The 17,911-nt window shown below is 70.1% G+C and carries 14 protein-coding genes; 6 read left to right on the forward strand and 8 right to left on the reverse strand.

Annotated features, from left to right (window positions below):
* Nucleotides 1–80: 80 nt before the first annotated feature.
* From HUA78_RS00890 to HUA78_RS00915, 6 genes are all read right to left on the reverse strand, one after another.
* On the reverse strand, nucleotides 81–3,095 hold the full coding sequence (locus tag HUA78_RS00890; RefSeq protein ID WP_174475466.1) for a CHAT domain-containing protein: 3,015 nt from the start codon (nucleotides 3,093–3,095) through the stop codon (nucleotides 81–83).
* Entirely contained in the window at nucleotides 3,092–3,688 is a 597-nt protein-coding gene (locus HUA78_RS00895; RefSeq protein WP_174453546.1) for an RNA polymerase sigma factor, read from the reverse strand. The genes HUA78_RS00890 and HUA78_RS00895 overlap by 4 nt, the downstream gene beginning before the upstream one ends.
* Nucleotides 3,689–3,929: 241 nt before the next feature.
* Nucleotides 3,930–4,121, reverse strand: coding sequence for a hypothetical protein (locus HUA78_RS00900; protein WP_174453545.1), 192 nt, complete (start codon nucleotides 4,119–4,121; stop codon nucleotides 3,930–3,932).
* A 147-nt stretch (nucleotides 4,122–4,268) separates the two neighbouring features.
* Nucleotides 4,269–7,244 (reverse strand): CHAT domain-containing protein, encoded by a 2,976-nt coding sequence (locus HUA78_RS00905; RefSeq protein ID WP_174475467.1) that lies wholly within the window; start codon nucleotides 7,242–7,244, stop codon nucleotides 4,269–4,271.
* Nucleotides 7,241–7,828 (reverse strand): RNA polymerase sigma factor, encoded by a 588-nt coding sequence (locus tag HUA78_RS00910; protein WP_141644213.1) that lies wholly within the window; start codon nucleotides 7,826–7,828, stop codon nucleotides 7,241–7,243. The genes HUA78_RS00905 and HUA78_RS00910 overlap by 4 nt, the downstream gene beginning before the upstream one ends.
* Before the next feature lie 137 nt (nucleotides 7,829–7,965).
* Entirely contained in the window at nucleotides 7,966–9,573 is a 1,608-nt protein-coding gene (locus tag HUA78_RS00915; protein WP_174453543.1) for a sensor histidine kinase, read from the reverse strand.
* Between the two features lie 82 nt (nucleotides 9,574–9,655).
* Between HUA78_RS00915 and HUA78_RS00920 the strand changes: the two genes are divergently transcribed.
* The 3 genes from HUA78_RS00920 (at nucleotide 9,656) to HUA78_RS00930 (ending at nucleotide 11,792) form a co-directional block, all read left to right on the forward strand.
* Nucleotides 9,656–10,525 (forward strand): DMT family transporter, encoded by an 870-nt coding sequence (locus HUA78_RS00920; RefSeq protein WP_174475469.1) that lies wholly within the window; start codon nucleotides 9,656–9,658, stop codon nucleotides 10,523–10,525.
* A gap of 104 nt (nucleotides 10,526–10,629) precedes the next feature.
* Nucleotides 10,630–11,178 (forward strand): hypothetical protein, encoded by a 549-nt coding sequence (locus HUA78_RS00925; RefSeq protein ID WP_141644216.1) that lies wholly within the window; start codon nucleotides 10,630–10,632, stop codon nucleotides 11,176–11,178.
* On the forward strand, nucleotides 11,175–11,792 hold the full coding sequence (locus tag HUA78_RS00930) for a tRNA-uridine aminocarboxypropyltransferase (protein WP_174453541.1): 618 nt from the start codon (nucleotides 11,175–11,177) through the stop codon (nucleotides 11,790–11,792). Before HUA78_RS00925 ends, HUA78_RS00930 begins: the two co-directional genes overlap by 4 nt.
* A 7-nt stretch (nucleotides 11,793–11,799) precedes the next feature.
* Here HUA78_RS00930 and HUA78_RS00935 read toward each other — a convergent pair whose 3' ends face one another.
* A complete protein-coding gene (locus HUA78_RS00935) occupies nucleotides 11,800–13,242 on the reverse strand; it encodes a protein-disulfide reductase DsbD (protein ID WP_141644218.1) in 1,443 nt (480 codons plus the stop codon).
* A gap of 62 nt (nucleotides 13,243–13,304) precedes the next feature.
* On the reverse strand, nucleotides 13,305–15,140 hold the full coding sequence (locus tag HUA78_RS00940) for an SPFH domain-containing protein (protein ID WP_174453540.1): 1,836 nt from the start codon (nucleotides 15,138–15,140) through the stop codon (nucleotides 13,305–13,307).
* Between the two features lie 372 nt (nucleotides 15,141–15,512).
* Here HUA78_RS00940 and HUA78_RS00945 point away from each other — a divergent pair, with 372 nt between their 5' ends.
* From HUA78_RS00945 to HUA78_RS00955, 3 genes are all read left to right on the forward strand, one after another.
* On the forward strand, nucleotides 15,513–16,874 hold the full coding sequence (locus tag HUA78_RS00945; RefSeq protein ID WP_254614657.1) for an IscS subfamily cysteine desulfurase: 1,362 nt from the start codon (nucleotides 15,513–15,515) through the stop codon (nucleotides 16,872–16,874).
* A gap of 98 nt (nucleotides 16,875–16,972) precedes the next feature.
* Complete coding sequence (gene iscU, locus HUA78_RS00950) at nucleotides 16,973–17,374, forward strand: Fe-S cluster assembly scaffold IscU (protein ID WP_141644221.1); 402 nt, start codon at nucleotides 16,973–16,975, stop codon at nucleotides 17,372–17,374.
* 44 nt (nucleotides 17,375–17,418) lie between these two features.
* Nucleotides 17,419–17,820 carry an iron-sulfur cluster assembly accessory protein gene (locus HUA78_RS00955; protein ID WP_141644222.1) on the forward strand — a complete coding sequence of 134 codons (402 nt, stop codon included), beginning with the start codon at nucleotides 17,419–17,421 and terminating at the stop codon, nucleotides 17,818–17,820.
* Nucleotides 17,821–17,911: the final 91 nt, after the last annotated feature.

The raw sequence follows: 17,911 nt of genomic DNA on the forward strand, positions 1-17,911 counted from the left end.
AGACGCGACGCGCCGTCAGGTCGACGGAGCGTCACCTCCAGAACGCGGGGGGTCGGAATCCTTGATGACGTGTCGACACGTCACTCGAACAGGAGGACCTGTGCGGGCCAGGTTGCCGCCGGCTCGCGGGCCAGCCACGCCAGGCGCTCGTCGCGCAGGGCCCGGGAGGCCGGGGCCCCCGCGCGGATGCGCTCGCGTACGGACTCGAAGAAGCGCCCCGCCGTATCGGGAATGTCACCGGTGGAGGCGAGCACGGTGCGCGCCCCTGCCTCGATGAAGGCCACCGGCAGGCTCACCGTTTCGTGAAGGAAGGGCGCGGCGCGAGCAGCCCCACACGCCGCGAGCAACACCAGGGGGGCGCCGGCGAGCGGCTGCTCCCGCACCTGGTTCGCCGCGAGCGCGTACCGTCCATCCTCTTCCGGCGCGAGCACCAGCAGCGAGGAGTCCGACAGCTCCGAGCTGAAGAGGCCGTGCGTGTGGAGTTCAATCTCGCGCGCCTCCGCCATCTCACGAAGCACGCGCGACGGGGTGGCCGCCGCGCCGCGCAGCTCCACTCGCAGCGGGTCCGGCACACGAGGCGCCTCCAGGGGCGAAAGCTTCTCCAGCCCGAGCGCTGGCGGCGCGTCCACGCCCGTGACGACCAGGTGGCGGCCGCCCTGGACCCGCGCCTCGGGAACGGGCCCGGGGCGCCCCACGCGGTAGCTCCAGGCCAGGTCCGCGGGCAGCAGTCCCGGCAGGCCGTGCACGGGCGGCAAGGCCAGCACGTCCACGTGCTCGCATCCGCGGAGCGCCGCCACCAGCCTCGATGGAACGAGCCCGTCGGCCGTCCCGTGCAGGGACGAGGAACGCCGGTCGTCATAGACGCCCGACAGCGCGCCCGCCGCGTCGCGTACGGTCGTCACCGTGCGCTCGTGGTCCACGGACACCGCGAGCACACAGCGCTCCGGGACGGGCACCCGGAGGGCCTGCCCCATCAGCGCCAGCACCTGCTCCTGGACACCGGAGCGGGCCGCGTCGCTCACCAACACGCCGTACGAGAAGACCCGGGCCTTGCGAGCGTCCACGTCCCGAGGAAGCGCCTCCGCCGCGTCGATGGCGCCATGCAAGAGTTCCCGCCCCGACGCCCGCTCCCGCTCCAGCATGAACTGACCGTCCAGGAACGTCAGCAGCGCCAGCTCCCCTGGCGTGCGCGAGCCGCGGCGCAGTTCGTCGAGCGTGCGCCGTAGCAGGTCCTCGTCGCGGACCTCCGCGCCATGGCGGGCCAGATACGAGAGCACCCATGCGCCCGACATGCCCAGGGGGCGTCCACAGCGGGTGGCCTGCTCCAGCTCCTCGCGGGCCTCGTCCGGGCGGAAGTCGGACCAGGCCACGATGGCGAGGTTGCGGTGCACATACGTGCGCTGTTCGCAGTCATCCGGGATGCGTGACAGGGACTCGCGCAGGAAGGCCCGCGCGCTGGCCGCGTTGTGGCGAAGGCGGGCGATCTGCGCCATCTCCTGGAGGAACTGCTGCTCCAGGTTCCACTCCCCCAGCTCCCGCGTCAGGCGCCAGCCGTCACGCGCTTCCTCCAGCGCGTCCGCCTGCCGGTGCAGTCGCACGAAGAGGTCCGCCAGCCGTCGTCGCAGCATCGCGCACCGGTACGCCAACCCCCGCCCCGAGCACGACGACAGCGCCGCGCGCAGCCGCTGCTCCGCCTTCCACGGTTCGCCCGCGTGCTCCTCCCGGACGGACAGCTCACGCTCGGCCAGCAGCACCAACCAGGGGTCGCCTCCGGCCCGGGCGATGCGCTCGAAGTCGTCCAGGTGGCGCGCCACCATGTCCAGCGCCACGAGCGCGCCCAGGTACAGGTCGTCCTCTCCGGAGCGCCGCAGGCTCTCCAGGAACGCGCCCGGCGAGGGATGCTCACCCCTCAGCAGTCGCGCATAGTCTCGCGCCAGCGGCCCTCTGCGCTGGAAGTCCGCGCGCGCGACGGCCTGCACGGTGTCGCGCAGCGTGGAGCCGCCCTGCACCTCGTCCAGCACCTCCGCGAGCGGCAGGAGCCGCAGCGCCGCCTCGCGCGTGGTCGCCGTCCTCAACGCGTCGTAGAAGGACAGCCTCACCACGCCCGGGAAGCGACGGGCCTCGGCCAGCGGCAGACGCGCGCCTTGCATCGTGGTCAGGTTCTGCGCCGCCGCCCTTGCGTCTTGGAAGTCCCGCGAGCGCAGCAACGTCTCGCTGCGCAGCGCCTGGGAGCGCACCCGGGCTTCCTCGCTCCACCCGGCCTCCCCCAGCTTCACCACCGCGTCGAAGGCCTCCGCGGCCTGGAGCGTCAACCCCAGCTCCCGCAACACCAGCGCCCGGTTCCACAGCGCCTGCGGATGGTCCGGCGACTTTCGCAGCACGGTCTCCAACTGCTCCAGCGCGTCCTCTCGCCGCCCCTGCTCCAGCGCGATGACCGCCAGGTCGCTGTCGCGGTCCAACGACGCGGGCGTCCGTCGCAGGAAGTCCGCCGCCTGCCGCACGTCCCTGCGCACGAGGTAAGCGGCGGCGATGCCATGCAGGTCGCCCCGGTCCTCCAGCTCCGCCAGCTCGCGCAGCGGCAGGGGCGCCGTCACCACGGGAGCCTCGGGCCCGGCGCGCATCGGCACGTAGGGGCGATACCCGTCCGCCCGTGAATAGGAGACCCGCGCCTCCAGCGCGCGCTGCGTCGCATGGGCCACCCACACCTCGGGCGACGTGTCCCTCGCGCGAGGCACGGCCAGCACCAACACCAGGAGCCCCGCGGCCAGCGCCACCGCTCCCGCGGCCCACCAGCCCACCGGGCCCCTCCGCGCGGGCAACACCGAGCGCAGCCGCTGGTGCCACGCGGGCTTCGGCCAGGGCGGCGCGGGCCACGCCGGGGACGTCTCGAAGCGCGGCGCTTCTTCCACCTCCTCCTCGAGGGGCAGCCCCTCCGGGTGGAGTGCCTGGAAGCCAAGCAGCTCCAGCTGCATCGCCTCGTGCAGCCCGGACGCGCACATTCCGCAGCGAGCCAGGTGGTGGCGGAAGTTCTCCTCGTCCACCGGGGGCAATTCGCCATCCAGGAACAAATACAACCGATGACACGGAGGGCTCATGCCATCCCCCCACCATCCGTCAGCGGCATCAGCAGCTCGCGCAGCTCCTTGCGCGCCTGGAACAGCCAGCTGCCCACGGTGCCCTCGGGCACGCCCATGCGGTGGGCGATGGCCCGGTAGCGCAGTCCCGTGGCGTGCAGCTCGAACGCCTCGCGCACGCGCGGATTGGGCAGCCGGGAAATGGCCTGGACCAGGTCCGCGTCGGTGATGCGCTCCCACATCTCGCCCGTTCTCGCGTCGGGAGACTCCACGTCCTCGCGCACCAGGCGGATATCCCGGCGCTCCTGCTCCAGCAGCTCCGTCCGCCTCCTGCGGCACTGGTCCAGGAAGTGATTGGTGAGCGCCCTGCACAGCCACGCCCGGTACACGGGCTCTGGCTGTGAGGACAAGGTGGCATGGTGGACAAGCGCCCGGACAAGCGCTTCCTGCGCCAGATCCTCCGGGTCGATGCCACCCTGGCCGCACAGACGCCTCGCCAGGGCCACGAGCATGGGCCTGACGCGCTGAGCGAACTCCTCGAAGCCTTCGTGTGCCACGGCGGCACTGTAGGCCACGGTGAATCGCTTCACCGAGGCATTGCGATGGTCCTTCATCGACCCCTCGCCCTCCTTCCACGCCCACTCGAAACGCAGCCACCCGGAATCCTTGGGTCGCCGTCTGGAAACCGACGCAACCACGCCGGTTTCCGCCAGCTCCCGGACATCGGTGCAGCCCCCAGGGCGGAGTCGACCCGCCACCGGAAGGACACCGCGTCTGCTCCGCCCCACCACTTGCTTGGACGCCCCACGAACGGGAGACATCCGCGAAGCGTTCCGGCCGCCGCGCTCGTCCCTCTCAGCCCGGAGGACCGGTGGGAGGAGGGTCCCTCACGTCGGGACGGGCGGCCGCCGGAGGAGTGTCGGACTCGTCTCCGTGGACATCCCCCTCCACCTTCGGCTCCTGCTCCGGAGCGGTCCCACTCACCGCGGGCCCTTGCAGCGCGGGCGCTTCCTCCGTCGGCTTCGCGTCGCTCAAGCAGTTCGTCATGTCGCACGGCTCCTGGGGTCCGCCTTCCGCTCCCCCGCTGGATGCGGGGCGCTGGCGGCCCTCATGCCATAGAACGCACGACGTCCTGCTTGTTGTCGGAAACCCCTCACGTCACATCCCTCGACAAGGAGCGCTCTCGCGAAGCGCTCACTCGAAGAGGAGGACATGGGACAGCCACCGCGCGTCATCGGGCTGTTCGCGCAACCACAGCGCGCGCAAGTCCCGCAGCGCCACGGACGGACGAGCCCCCGCGCGGATGCGCTCGCGCACCTTCTCGAAGAAGCCGCCCGCGGTGTCGGGAATCTCCACGGAGGCCGCCAGCACGGCGCTCGCGCCCGCAGAGATGAAGGCCACGGGCAGGCTGAAGGACTCATGCGGAAACGGCGCCGTCTTCGCCGCGCCACACGTGGCCAGCAGCACCAGCGGAGCATGCTTCAGCTTTGTCTGACGGACCTTGTCGGCGGTCAGCGCGTAGCGTCCGTCCGGGTCCGGCGCGAGCACCACCATCGACGCGTCGGACAGGGAGGCGCTGAACAACCCATGGGTGTGGATTTCGACCTCGGACGCGTCTTCCATCTCCCGCAGCACCCGTGACGGCGTGGCCTCCGCGCCCCGAAGCTCCACGCGCCACGGGTCCGGTACGCGCGGCGGCGTCAGCGCCCCCAGCTTCGGCAGCCGCAGGGTGGGAGGGCTCGCCACCTCGGTGACGACCAGGTGACTGGACTGTCCTCCTTGCGCGGGCAGGCTCCGCGCGCCTCGCCCCACGCGATAGCTCCACGCCAGCGAATCCGGCAACAGACCGGTGAGACCGTGCACGGGCGGCCGGGTGAGCACCTCCACGTGCTCGCAGCCCGTCAGCTCCTTCACGAGTTCGGCGGGAACCAGTCCGGAGGCATCGTCGCGCAGCGGCTCCCGACGGTCGGAGGAATACGCGCCCTTCAGCTCGCCCTGAGGCCCGCGCGCGAGGACCAGGGTGCGCTCGTGCTGAAGCGACACCACCAGCAGGCAGCTCGCGGGGACGGACTCGACGCGCAGCTCGCGGCCCATCAACGCGAGGGCCTCGTTCCAGGCACCGGCACGCCCCGCCTCGGAGAGAAGGGCCGAGTAGCCGAAGGCGAGCGCCTTGCGCGCGTCGACGCTGTCCGGCGTGTGCTCCGCCATCGACACGCCCCTCCAGAGCAACGCCTGGCCCGCGTCTCGCGACTGCTCCAGCGCGAACTGACCCTCGAAGACGAGCAGCAACGCCTCGCGCCCGGGCGAGCCTCCCTCCCGCCGCAGGTCCGCCAGGGCCCGGCGCAGCCAATGCTCGTCATGGGGCCGGGGATTGGAGCGGGCCATCTCCGACAACACCCGCGCGCCTGTCATCCCCAGCGGTCGCTCACATTCCAGCGCCCGCTCCAGCGACTCACGCGCCGCGTCCGGACGGAAGCGCTGCCACTCCAGCAAGGCCACGTTGCTGTGCACGTGCGTGCGCTGGGCGCAGTCCTCCGGCATGCGGACCAGCGACTCCTCCAGATAGGCGCGGGCGCTGGTGAAGGAATGTTGATAGCGCGCCACGTCCGCCAGCTCCTGGAGGAACAACTGCTCGTACCTCCACTCGCGAGACTCCTGCGCGCGGCCCCAGCCGTTCCACGCATGCTGGAAGGCGTCCGCGGGGCGGTGCAGGTCCAGGTACAGCTCCGTGAGCGCATGCTCCAGACCCAGGCAGCGATACACCAGGCCCTGCTTCTGGCAGGTGTCCAGCGCCTCCAGCAGCCGTTGCTCGGCGTTCCACCAGCGACCGTCCCGCTGGTCCGCGCGAGCCAGCTCCAGTTCGCCGAGCACCCGCATCCACGGGTCCTCGGACGCCTGCGCCAGTCGCACCAGCGCTTCCGAGTCCACCGGCTGTCGCGCCGAGCCCGCGAGCACGAGCGCGCCCAGATAGAGGTCATCCTCTCCCGAGCGGCGCAGCTCCTCCATCACCGCTCCGGAAGGCGACAGCGCGCCCAGCACGAGCTGGGCGTACCTCCGCGCCAGAGGTCCCCTTCGTGTGAAGTCCCGCTCCGCCACGCGAGACAGCCACGTCTGGAGGACGGCTCCGCCGTAGCGCTCGTCCAGTGCCCGGGCCAGCGGCAGCAACCGCAGCACGTCCTGTCGCCGGGGTGCCGCTCGCACCGCGTCGTAGAAGGCCAGTCGGAGGATGCCTGGATGGTCCCTCACCGCCACCAGGGGCAGCGGCGCGGACGCATCCGTCAGCAAGTCCCGCGTCGCGGCGAAGGCGTCCTTCCAGGCTCGACCGCGCCAGAGCGTGGACTCGCGCAGGGCCCGTTCCCGGGCCGAGGCCTCCTCGCTCCAGCCCACCTCTCCCAACTTCGCGACCTCTCCGAACGAGTCCGCTGCCTGGAGCGTCAGCCCCAGCTCCGCCAGCGTCAGCGCCCTGTTCCACAGGGCCTGGGGATGTCTCGGTGAGACGCGCAGCACACCCGCCAGCAGCTCCAGCGCCTCTTCCAGATGCGCGTGACGCGTGTCCAGCGGCCCGCCCTGTCGCGCCTGCTCCAGCGCCAGGAGCGCCAGGTCACAGTCCCTGTCCACCGAGGGAGGCAGCCGCTTCAGGAAGGCCAGGGCCTGTCGGGGCGCGCCATGAAGCAGGTACGCGGTGGCGATGCCGTGCAGGTCTCCCCGCGCCTCCATCCTCGACAGCTCCTGCAGCGGCAGCGAGGGCACGGCGGGACGTGACCAGGCCCCGCTCCGGTCCGGGACATAGGGCTGGTAGCGCGCATCCACCGCGCGATACGTCACCCGCGCCTCCAGCGTGCGCGGGCCGTCCTTGACGAGCCAGGACAGGTCTTCGCCGCCCCAGTGGCCGGCGCTCGGGAAGAACAACAACACCGCGAGACACGCGACGAGGACCTTGAAGCCAGACCCGCTCTCACCGAACCAACGCCCGGTGGAAGGAGGCCGCTTCGCGGATGAAGGCGCATGCGAGGGAAAGGCCCGATGCGCCAGCAACTCCAGTTGCAGGCTCTCCCGGAAGCGAGCCTCGCAAAGCGCGCACATGCCCAGGTGCTGACGAAACCCGCCCTGCTCCGCCGCGTTCATCTGGCCGTCGAGGAACCGAGGCAGGTCCTTGCAGTCGACCGTCATCGTCCCCGCTCCCGGCGTCGACGCTCGGCCGTCTCACGCAGCAGTTCTCGAAGCTCCAGTCGAGCGTGATGCAGGCGCGCGCCCACCGTCCCCTGCGGTACGCCTGTCTCTCGAGCGATGCGCGCATAGGACATCCCTTGGAGGTACTGCTCGAAGGTCAATCGCAGCTTGGGGCTGAGGAAGGTCAGCGCCCACTTCACGTCCTCTTCACCGACGTGACACCACAGTTCGTCCTGCGCGGCCTCGTCGATGTGCTCCGCTTCCTCGTGGAGCTCGAGCAGGTTGCGCAGCCGGTCCGCCTCGCTCTTGCGGCGCCGACACCGGTCCAGGAAGCAATTCTCCGCCACCCGCCCCAACCAGAAGCGCTGCTTGTACGACTCCCAATGCTGTAGGTGTTCCCACTGGAGCAGCGCACGCAACAACACATCGTGCACCAGGTCTTCGACCTCGTGCTCGATGCCCACGCAATACTTTCTAAGAATGGCAAACAACGCGGGTTGGAATTGGCGAGCGAAGACCTCGAAGTCCGCCCTCGGTTCTCCAGACGGAGGCTCCACCACCCTCAATCTCGGCCGTGCTCTCATGGCCCCCTCCTTCCCTTTCACCAGAGAACGCGTCAGGTCTGCTTTATTGCCGACACGCTCTTTTCCTCACAGACACGGCATTCGAGCGACATCCGAAAGCCCTGTAGAAAAAGTGTCTACGTGAAGACAGTATGACGTCAGGAGGCGGCAGCGGCCAGGGGCACGGGCTGCGTCAAAGGGAGCGTCACGACGAAGCTCGCGCCACCCAGGGACTCGGAGCGTCCAGCCCGCACCGCGCCTCCGTGACGCTCCAGGATTCCCCGCGCAATGGCCAGCCCCAGGCCCGTCCCCGGGCGAGGTCCCTCACGGCGACGTCCCGTGACGAAGGGTTGGAACAGCCGGGGGAGCAGCTCCGGAGGGATGCCTTGGCCACTGTCCTCGACGATGACCTGGAGGGTCGCCTCGGAACGCTCGCAGCGCACGCGAAGGCGTGGCGCGGGAGTCTCGCGCAGCGCGAGCAAGGCATTCTCCAGGACAATCACAAACACTTGCGAGAGCTGGGATTGGTCGGCTTCCAGCGCCAGGGGTCCGCTGTCCGCGAGTTCGAAGGCCACGTCCGGCGCCAGCGTTCCCAATCCCTGTCGCGCGGTGGAATACGCCAGCTCCACGGTGGCCTGGATGTCCACCCGGCGCAGCTCCAGCGGCCGGGGCCGGCCATATCGCAGCAGCTCGTCCACGAAGTGCCCGGCGCGGGAGATCTGCTCACGCATGGCGGCGACCGAGTCCGCATCCACGCCCTGGCGCTCCAGGAGCTTCAGGTGCGCGGCGAGCACGCCCAGCGGGTTTCGCACCTCGTGGGCCACGGCGGAGGTGAACTGGCCCAGCTCCGCCAGTCGCGCCGCCTGGTCCGCGCGGGTCTCCTGCTCGGCCAGGGCCGCCACCAGTTCGGTGCCGGTGGCCCGACCCTTCAGGAACCGGCGCCCCAGCCATTCCTGGAGCCCCTGCCGCAGGGGCTCGAAGGCGAGCGCCGCCAGCGCCAGCAGGAAGAAGGCGCCCACCCGGTACTCGCGCAGGAAGGGTTGCCCGCTGCCCGCCATCAGCGTCAACACGCCGAAGAGGAAGCCCGCCGACAGCACCGCCGCCATCGCCGAGTAGACGAGGCTGCGCTCCAGGAGCCTTCGCTCCCCGGGAGGCTGATGCGCGTTGACCACGTGCACCAGCACCAGCAGCGAGGCCAGCACCCCGTACAGCCCGAAGGGCAGCGCGTAGCCACCCGACAGGAGCAGCGCCGTGCCCAGCCCGCCCGAGTACGCCAGCGCGCCGACGATGCCCAGGCTGCGCAACAGCGGCCGTCGCTCCGGCGTCTCGCGCGGATACGAGCGGGCCAGATGCAGCAGCGGCACCACGGCCGCGGAAACCGACAGCCCGATGACGGGCCAGAACAACGGCCCCCGCTTCATCGCGAGCGGCCCGTACAGCGCATCCGGAAAGAGCGCGCCCACGATGGTGACGACCGCCGCCACGAAGTAGGCCAGCACCACCTGCCGGTAGGAGCGCTGCCGGGTGACATCGTAGGCGACGTGGAGGTACGCGGCGGCGGTGAAGGCACCGCTGGCGGCGAAGCGCGACCCCAGCCACGCGCCCTGGGGCACGCACATCAAGAGCAACGAGCCGCTCCAGAAGGCCGTGGCCAGGCAGTACAGCGTCAAGCCCCGGGCGTCACGTCCGCGCAGCGCGGCGGTGAAACACAAGAGGAGCGACACCGACAGGACGGGCACGAGGCTGTAGGCGAACAAGGGCCCCATGGACGGAGTGTGGCAGATGTTCCTAGGCTGCGCGCCCCGTCGGCGCCTCCGGGCGATTCGGCGTCACCAGGAGTCATGAGCAGTGCGGCACTTCGCCATGGTCGCGGCCGGGGCCACCCTCTGGGGGTGTTGGTCCCTCTTCCTCCGGCCCGCGGGCCTGTCCTGGGCCCAGAACGCGCTTTTGGCCCTCATCGCCATGTCGCTGCCGGTGCCCTTCCTGCTGCGCGGCGCCCTCTGGCGCGACAAGCGAGCCACCGCGGCCCTGCTCGTCGTCGGCCTGGCGGACGCGGCCAACATCAGCCTCTTCTTCGCCGCCATGAAGCGTGGCCCCGTCTCGGTGGCCGTGCTCACGCACTATCTGGCCCCCCTGCTGCTGGCGCTCGCGGCCCCCTGGGTGCTGGGCGAGCGGCGCTCCTTCCGGGCCCTGGTCGCCGCGCCCGTGACGCTGCTGGGGCTGGTGCTGCTCATCGGCCGGCCGGATGGGACGGGCGGCGCGGGCATGACGGCGGCGCTGGGCGCCGGGAGCGCCCTGTTCTACGCGGCCATCGTCCTGGGGACGAAAGCGGCGACACGGGCATATTCTCCCGTGGCGGTCGCGTCACTCCATGCGCCGGTGTCCGCGGGGGTGTTGTTGCTCATCGCCGGGGCGGACGCCTTGCCCCCGGCGCTGGATGGGGCCACGCTCCAGGTGCTCGCCGGGGGCGCGGTGTGTGGCCTGCTGGGGACCTGCCTCTTCAATGCCGGGCTGCGCCATGTGCCCACGGCGGCGGCCGGGGCCCTGACCTATCTGGAGCCGCTCACGGCCTCCCTGGTGGGCTGGGCCGTCTTCGCGGAGGCCCTCACCCCGGTGGGGGTGGCGGGCGGACTGCTGGTGTTGGCGGCGGGGGTCTGGGTCGCCTCCGAGCGAAGGGGCGCCGCGTCAGGCGTGCCCCTCCCGTCCGCCGCGCCTTGAACCCTCCGCCGAACTCCCCACTTGCAAGGTCGGGGAATCCTTTGGTCCTCTTGGGTGAACGAAGCTCTTGCTTGCAGTGCAGCGCCTGGCGACGCCGTATGCCCATGGAAACCGCAGCAGACAGCCGTGAGTATCGCGTCCTCTTCTTCTGTCCCGCGTCCAACGCGCGACTGGAGCGGCTGGAGGCACCCGTGCGGCGATTGCTGTCACGCATCCAGGCGCCCCCCGCGGAGCTGACGCCCATCCAGGAGTCGGGCGCGCTCTCCGAGGCCGGTTGGCAGGTGTACCTGGTGCGCTCCCTCACCGAGCGCTCCGCGGCCCAGGCCATGGCCGCGTACGTGAGCGAGGCGACGTGCGCGCTCGCCGCCGAGGTCGACGCGGAGGTGCTGGGGCTCTACGTGGACGTATCCGGTGACTCGGCGCGAATCTGCCGCTGCGGGCCGGAGGACGGGCCGGAGACCTTCGCGGGCCGGAGGCAGGCGGCGCTCAACCGCACGGCCGAGTGGCTGGAGGTGGCGCCCATCCTCCTGTCCGCCATCTTCCAACTCGACGTGCCGGACGCCGACTACGAGCCGGACGCGGATGACCGCTACGTCGAGGAGAAGCTTCGTGAGGCGCGCGTGCTGATGGAGCGATACCGTCAGGGGAAATGAGGTCTCGAACTCCGGAGGACCTCGCGGGTCGCTGTCCGCGCTGTTTTCTGCCCACCGTGTTGTGCCTGTGCGCCGAGCTGCCCGTCATCTCCACGCGCACCGAGCTGCTCATCATCCGTCACCACAAGGAGACGCTGAAGTCGACGAACACGGCCCGCATGGCCGCGCTCGCGATGCCTCGCTGTCGCATCGTCTCGTATGGCTCGCCGAGCGAGCGCTTCGATGTGTCGACGCTCGAGGACGACGGCGCCACGTGGCTCTTGTTCCCCACGACGCAGCAGGCGCCCGCGCCGGATGCCGCGCTTCCGAAGCGACTCATCGTCCTGGATGGGAGCTGGGGTCAGGCGAAGCGCATGGTGCAGCGGGTGCCGGAGCTGCGCCGGCTGCCGAGCCTGATGCTGCCTCCGCCGCCACCCGACTCACGCAGGCTGCGCAGACCGCCCCATCCGGATGGCATGTCCACGCTGGAGGCCATCGCCGGTGCCTTCGCGTACCTGGAAGGCGAGGACGTGGCGAGGCCCCTCTACGCGCTGCATGAGCTGATGATCGACCGCGTGCTCGCGAGCCGGGGACGCAGGCCCGGCGCCTCGTGTGACGAGGACGACGGGGACTGAACGCGGCTCAGCAGGACGCGCCGTCGGTGCAGCGCGCCTTGCGCATCTCCGCGGCGAAGGGCGTGGGCTCCAGGAAGCCGGTGATGCGCGGACGCGTAAGCACCTTGCCGTCCTGGGCCACGAAGGCCACCGTCGGCAGACCCTCCACCCCGAAGCGCTCCATCAACGCGTCGAGCGCGTCCTCGCTGTTCGTCGCGTCAATCTTGATGGTGAGGAACTGCCCCTCGGACGACTGCGAGATGACCTCGGCCGCCGGGTACGTCTCGCGGTCCAGTTCCTTGCAGGCCGCGCACCAGTCCGCGAAGAAGTCGATGAGCACCGGGCGCCCGTCCGTCTTCGCCTGGGCCAGCACCTTCTCGAACGCATCCGCGGAGAACGTCGCGTGCTTGGCGGGCATCACGTGGTGCCACTGCCAGGACGGCGCGCGCGGCGGCTCGGCCACACCCAGGCGCACCCACAGCTCGCCCACCGGGCCCGCATCCAGCGCGCCACCGCGAATCACCAGCGCCACCACCACCAGCGCCACGCCGAACGCCTTGAACGAGAACTCCCGCGCGCCCTCCTTGAAGGAGCGGTGCACCGCGCCCACCAGCACGCCCACCACCGCCAGCCCGGCCGCCACGGCCGCGCCCGGCACCCGGCCCAGCTCCGCGCCCAGCATCTTCACCACGCCGCGCGCCCAGGGCGACGCGTCCTTCAGGTAGCTGAAGGCCAGCGCGACGAGGACGATGCCCAGCACGCTCTTCACCCACTCCATCCACACGCCGCTCTTGGGCAGCCGCACCGTGGACACGCCGAGGACGAAGAACGGCACGCCGATGCCCAGCGCGTAGATGAACAGCAGCGAGGCGCCCAGCGTCGTGTTCGCCGTCTTCGCCACGAAGGCCAGCAGGCCCGTCAGCACCGGACCCGTGCACGGCGCCGCCAGGAATCCGGACACGCTGCCCATCAGGAACGCGCCCGCCACGCCCGCGCCGCCCACCGAGTTCAGCCGCGTCTGGAGGCTCGACGGCAGCGCCAGCTCGAACGCCCCGAACATGGACGAGGCGAGCAGCAGGAGGAACACCGCCAGCCCCGTCACCACCGCCGGGTGCCCCAGCATCGAACCGAACGCCTGCCCCGTCTTCGCCGCGAGGATGCCCAGCGCGCTGAACACCACCCCCATGCCGACGATGTAGGACGTGGTGAGCAGCAGCGCCTTGCCCCGGCTGTCCGCCTTGCGGGCGCCGAAGACGGACACCGTAATCGGGATGAGCGGGTAGACGCAGGGCGTCAGCGCGGTGAGCAGACCGCCGCCGAAGACGACGGCCGCGCCCACGAAGAGGCTGCCGGATTCGAGGAAACGCGCCGCGTCGAGCTCCGTGCTCGGCCCGGTGGGCAGCAGCCACGGCACCACGGCCACCGCCACGCCGGCCAGCACGGCCATCAATCCCAGCTTCTTGGCATTCATGCGCGCTTCACTCCGTCTTCCCGAAAGGGCCTGCCTTGTATACGCAGGCCCCGGTCAGCGGGCTACTGCGCCGTGGGGGCAAGCGAGGAAGCGGGCACCTTCAAGCCCGCGGAGCGCGCCAGCCCCATGACGCCCTCCACCGCGGCGGCGATGTAACCAAAGGGATTCGCTCCATCCACCGCCGTGACGTGAACCTCGCCCATTTTCTGCTGGAAGGCCGCCGCCACCAGCGGGAGCTGCTGCGCGAGCGTCATCTGGATGACCTCCGGACTGATGGTGTTCTCGATGTCGCGCAGCGCGCGGGCTCGCGACAGCTCCAGCCCCTGGCGCGCGTTCTCCCGTCGCACCTCCAGTTCGGCGATGGCGACCTCCGCCTCGGCGATGGAGCGCCGGGACTGCACCACCTGGAGCTGGGCCTTGAGCTTCTCCACTTCCTGGAGTTGCTCGGCCAGTTGTCCCTCGTGCCTCGCCGCCGTCTGTTCCTGTTCGCGGCGCAGCCGCTCCAGCTCCATCTGCGCGCGGGCGTTCTCCTGTTCCTCCTCGCGGCGCAGGCGCTCCAGCTCCATCTGCGCGCGGGCGTGCTCCGCTTCCTGTTCCCGCTGCAGGCGCACCAGCTCGAACTTCGCCTGCGCGGCCTCGGCCTCCTGCGCCAGCTTCTGCTTCTCCAGCTCCAGCTTCGCGCGGCCCACGTCCGCGTCCTGCTCGCGCTTGAGCGTTTCCAGGGCGATGCGCGCGCGCGCCACCTCGGTTTCCTGCTCGCGCGCCAGCTTCTCCATGTCCACCTGCGCGCGGCTCGTCGCGAGCGCCCGCTCGGAGACAATCTTCGCCTCCGCCAGTCGCGCCTCGGCGTTGAGCGTCTCCAGTTTGGCCTGCTCGTCGGAGACCTGCTTCTTCTGTCGGACCTCCTGCTCGGCGGCCAGCTTGGTGAGCGCCACCTCGCGCTCCACGGTGACCTGCTCCTGCTTCAGCGTGCGCTCCTGGGCCAGCTTCGCCTCGGCCACGCGCGCGGCCACCGACAGCGTCTCCAGCTGGGATTGTTCGTCCGCCGTCTGCTTGCGCTGGCGGACCTCGTCCTCGGCCTCCAGGCGCTGGAGGTTCAATTGCCGCTCGGCCTCCGTCTCCTCGCGGTGGACGAAGCGCTCCTTGGCCAGCTCCGCTTCGCGCGCCTGCCGCTCCTGCTCGCGACGGAAGCGCGCCTGCATGTTCTCGAAGACGGTGGACGACAGGACGCGCACGTCCTGGATTTCAATCGTGTCCAGCAGCACACCCCAGCCCGCGTCCACCGAGTCTTCCAGCCGACCCCGGCCCGCGAGCACGGGCCCGATTTCGCGCATCAGCTCCGCGGCGATGCCCTCCTTGCGCCGCGACAGGCACTCCTCGATGGAGAGGTTGGCGACGAGGCGCCGCGCCGCGCCGACGAACATCTCCCGCAAGAGTTCCGCCAGCTTCTCCTGCGCCCGCTCCGGAAAGGAGAAGTTGAGCATGCGGAAGGCCACCAGCGGGTCGGCGATTCGGTACACCGCGAGGCCCGTCACCTGCACGCCCACCTTCTCGCTCGTCACCTGGTCCGCGGTGAACTGGAGCCGCTGGATGCTGGTGGGCACAATCGCCACCGAGTCACCTGGCAGCTTGAAGCAGCTCGCACCCTGACCGCTGACCTCGCGCACGCGGCCTCGACGCATGTGGACGAGGAACTCGCTGGGCCGCGCGGTGATGAGGCCCCAGCGCTTCACCTTCTCCGGGTCCTCCGCCGGCTTCCCCGCGCGCCAGCCGTCCGAGTACCGGTTGCGCTCCATCCCCCCGGAGCCTCCCTCCACCCGGACCAGCTGCGTCCGACCGGCTTCCGTGGACTCCGCCTGCTCCCTCGACCGGGCCGTCTGCTTCGCGTTCGCGCTCATGCCTGCCTCCTGATGGACCCCCCAGGTTGCAGCCCCCCAGCCAGCGCGGACCCCACGGGAAATCAGACGCTTACAGGCGACAGTAGCCAGGGTACCGCGCCATTTCGGAGCACCCCGCTCCAGGACGGCGCACCTGGGACTGATCCACCCTGGCCCAGCCGTTCCACCGCCGACATCCCCTCCATCCGGCCAGTCCCGGCAGGTCTCTCGTCCGCCTTATGTTCGCTTGACCCGAGGGCACCCGATTTTATAATTGACCAGTCCGGTCCACATTCATGTGTGACGGTGTATGCCCGCCGCAGCGCGCCCCTTGGGTGGCGCCGGGGTGCGGGGGCAGTCGTAAGCCCCTTCAGGAAGGTGTGGGAAGCGATGCTGAAGCTGCCGATCTACATGGACAACCACGCCACCACGCCGCTGGACCCGCGTGTGTTGGAAGTGATGCTCCCGTACCTGCGCGAGGACTTCGGCAACGCGTCCAGCCGCAACCACGTGTTCGGCTGGAAGGCCGAAGCCGCCGTGAAGAAGGCCCGCCAGCAGGTGGCCGAGCTCATCGGCGCGACGGACCAGGAGATTGTCTTCACCTCTGGCGCCACCGAGTCCGACAACCTCGCGATCAAGGGCGTCATCGAGTACTACAAGTCGAAGGGTGACCACATCATCACCCTGAAGACCGAGCACAAGGCCATCCTGGACACCTGCAAGCGCCTGGAGCGCGTGCGCCAGGAGCGGCTGGACGAGCTGAAGCTCCTGCGCCTGGGGCAGCTGGCCGAGCGCGACGTGTCGCCCGAGGACGTGGCGGAGCTGGCCGCGAAGCACGACCTGGAGAACGACGCGACCTACAAGAAGTGGGCGGAGATGCCCACCGGTGGCGCGCGCGTGACGTACCTGGACGTGGAGCAGGACGGCCGGGTGAGCATGGAGAAGCTCGAGGAGGCGATGACGCCGAAGACGGTGCTCGTCTCCATCATGTTCGCCAACAACGAGATTGGCGTGGTGCAGCCCGTCGCGGAGATTGGCGCGCTGTGCCGCAAGAAGGGCATCCTCTTCCACTGCGACGCGGTGCAGGGCATCGGCAAGGTGCCCTTCGACGTGGAGTCGATGAAGGTCGACCTGGCCTCCATCACCTCGCACAAGATGTACGGCCCCAAGGGCATTGGCGCGCTGTACGTGCGCCGCAAGCCGCGCGTGCGCATCGCCCCCCTCATCGACGGTGGCGGCCATGAGCGCGGCATGCGCTCCGGCACGCTGAACGTCGCGGCCATCGTCGGCTTCGGCCACGCGGCGCAGCTTGCCCGCGAGGAGCTGGCCGACGAGGCCGCCCGCATCCTCCGCCTGCGCGAGAAGCTCCGGAAGGGGCTCACCGACGCGCTGGACATGACGGTGCTCAACGGCTCGCTGGAGCACCGGCTGCCGGGCAACCTCAACATCTCCTTCGCTCACGCCGAGGGCGAGTCCCTGATGATGGGCATCAAGGACGTCGCGGTGTCGTCAGGCTCCGCGTGCACGTCCGCCTCGCTGGAGCCCTCCTACGTGCTGCGCGCGCTGGGCGTGGACGAGGAGCTGGCGCACAGCTCCATCCGCTTCGGCCTGGGCCGCTTCACCACCGAGGAGGAGGTCGACTTCGTCGTCAACCTGGTCGTGGACAAGGTCCGCAAGCTGCGCGACATGAGCCCCCTCTACGAGATGGCCAAGGAAGGCATCGACCTCAAGAGCATCGAGTGGACGGCGCATTAGCGCGTCTTTCCAGGCAATCAGCGGGGCGCATGGCCCCTCGACCGGTGGGCATTGCTCCCCGGAACCTTTGGTGAGAAGCATCCGTTGAAGGAGTTGGCATGGCTTACAGCGACAAGGTCATCGACCACTACGAGAACCCCCGCAACGTCGGGACGATGGACAAGGAAGACCCGAACGTGGGCACGGGCCTCGTGGGGGCTCCGGCGTGCGGCGATGTGATGCGCCTGCAGTTGAAGATTTCCGACGACGGGCTCATCGAGGACGCGCGCTTCAAGACGTTCGGTTGCGGGTCCGCCATCGCCTCCTCGTCGCTCGTCACCGAGTGGGTGAAGGGCAAGACGGTGGACCAGGCGATGACCATCTCCAACAAGGACGTGGCCCGGGAGCTGTCGCTGCCGCCGGTGAAGATCCACTGCTCGGTCCTCGCCGAGGACGCCATCAAGGCGGCCATCGAGGACTTCAAGAAGAAGCGCGCCGCGCGCAAGGCCCAGGCATCCTAAGGGCTGTTGGTACGGCGAACTTCACGACTCCAGGAGGCGAAACCATGAGCGAACAGGCGACCCAGCAGACGACGCAGAGCCCGGTGCCTGGCCCCGCGCCCGTGGCCAAGCCCGCTCCCAAGGGCATCGTCGTGGCGGACAGCGCCGTGGCCCGGCTGAAGGAGCTGCTGGAGCAGCGGCAGACGCCCGAGGCGGGCCTGCGGTTGGCCGTGAAGGGCGGCGGGTGCTCGGGCCTCCAGTACTCCATGGAGTGGTCCGAGAAGTCCCGCGAGCGCGACAAGATTTTCGAGCGGGACGGCGTGCGCGTCTTCGTGGACCCGAAGAGCTACCTGTACCTCATTGGCACGGAGCTGGTGTTCGAGCAGACGCTCATGGCCTCCGGCTTCAAGCTGAACAACCCCAACATCAAGGCCGCTTGCGGCTGCGGAGAGAGCTTCTCCGTCTGAGTGGGGACAGTCCCCGTCCCTTCCCTTCCGGAAGGGACACCGTCACGCGGGGTCCGGCCAGCCGCCGGGCCCCTTTCGTTTGTCCGCCCCA

Origin of the sequence: Myxococcus sp. CA033 (genome assembly GCF_013336625.1) — a bacterium.
Classification (GTDB): Bacteria; Myxococcota; Myxococcia; order Myxococcales; family Myxococcaceae; genus Myxococcus; species Myxococcus llanfairpwllgwyngyllgogerychwyrndrobwllllantysiliogogogochensis.

What these genes read in the sequence shown, in the direction of transcription:
- HUA78_RS00900 (WP_174453545.1), bottom strand. Translation starts at nt 4,121, where the DNA reads ATGACGAACTGCTTGAGCGACGCGAAGCCGACGGAGGAAGCGCCCGCG.
- HUA78_RS00940 (WP_174453540.1), bottom strand. Translation starts at nt 15,140, where the DNA reads ATGAGCGCGAACGCGAAGCAGACGGCCCGGTCGAGGGAGCAGGCGGAG.
- HUA78_RS00895 (WP_174453546.1), bottom strand. Translation starts at nt 3,688, where the DNA reads ATGAAGGACCATCGCAATGCCTCGGTGAAGCGATTCACCGTGGCCTAC.
- HUA78_RS00930 (WP_174453541.1), top strand. Translation starts at nt 11,175, where the DNA reads ATGAGGTCTCGAACTCCGGAGGACCTCGCGGGTCGCTGTCCGCGCTGT.
- HUA78_RS00905 (WP_174475467.1), bottom strand. Translation starts at nt 7,244, where the DNA reads ATGACGGTCGACTGCAAGGACCTGCCTCGGTTCCTCGACGGCCAGATG.
- HUA78_RS00925 (WP_141644216.1), top strand. Translation starts at nt 10,630, where the DNA reads ATGGAAACCGCAGCAGACAGCCGTGAGTATCGCGTCCTCTTCTTCTGT.
- iscU (WP_141644221.1), top strand. Translation starts at nt 16,973, where the DNA reads ATGGCTTACAGCGACAAGGTCATCGACCACTACGAGAACCCCCGCAAC.
- HUA78_RS00915 (WP_174453543.1), bottom strand. Translation starts at nt 9,573, where the DNA reads ATGGGGCCCTTGTTCGCCTACAGCCTCGTGCCCGTCCTGTCGGTGTCG.
- HUA78_RS00890 (WP_174475466.1), bottom strand. Translation starts at nt 3,095, where the DNA reads ATGAGCCCTCCGTGTCATCGGTTGTATTTGTTCCTGGATGGCGAATTG.
- HUA78_RS00935 (WP_141644218.1), bottom strand. Translation starts at nt 13,242, where the DNA reads ATGAATGCCAAGAAGCTGGGATTGATGGCCGTGCTGGCCGGCGTGGCG.
- HUA78_RS00910 (WP_141644213.1), bottom strand. Translation starts at nt 7,828, where the DNA reads ATGAGAGCACGGCCGAGATTGAGGGTGGTGGAGCCTCCGTCTGGAGAA.
- HUA78_RS00955 (WP_141644222.1), top strand. Translation starts at nt 17,419, where the DNA reads ATGAGCGAACAGGCGACCCAGCAGACGACGCAGAGCCCGGTGCCTGGC.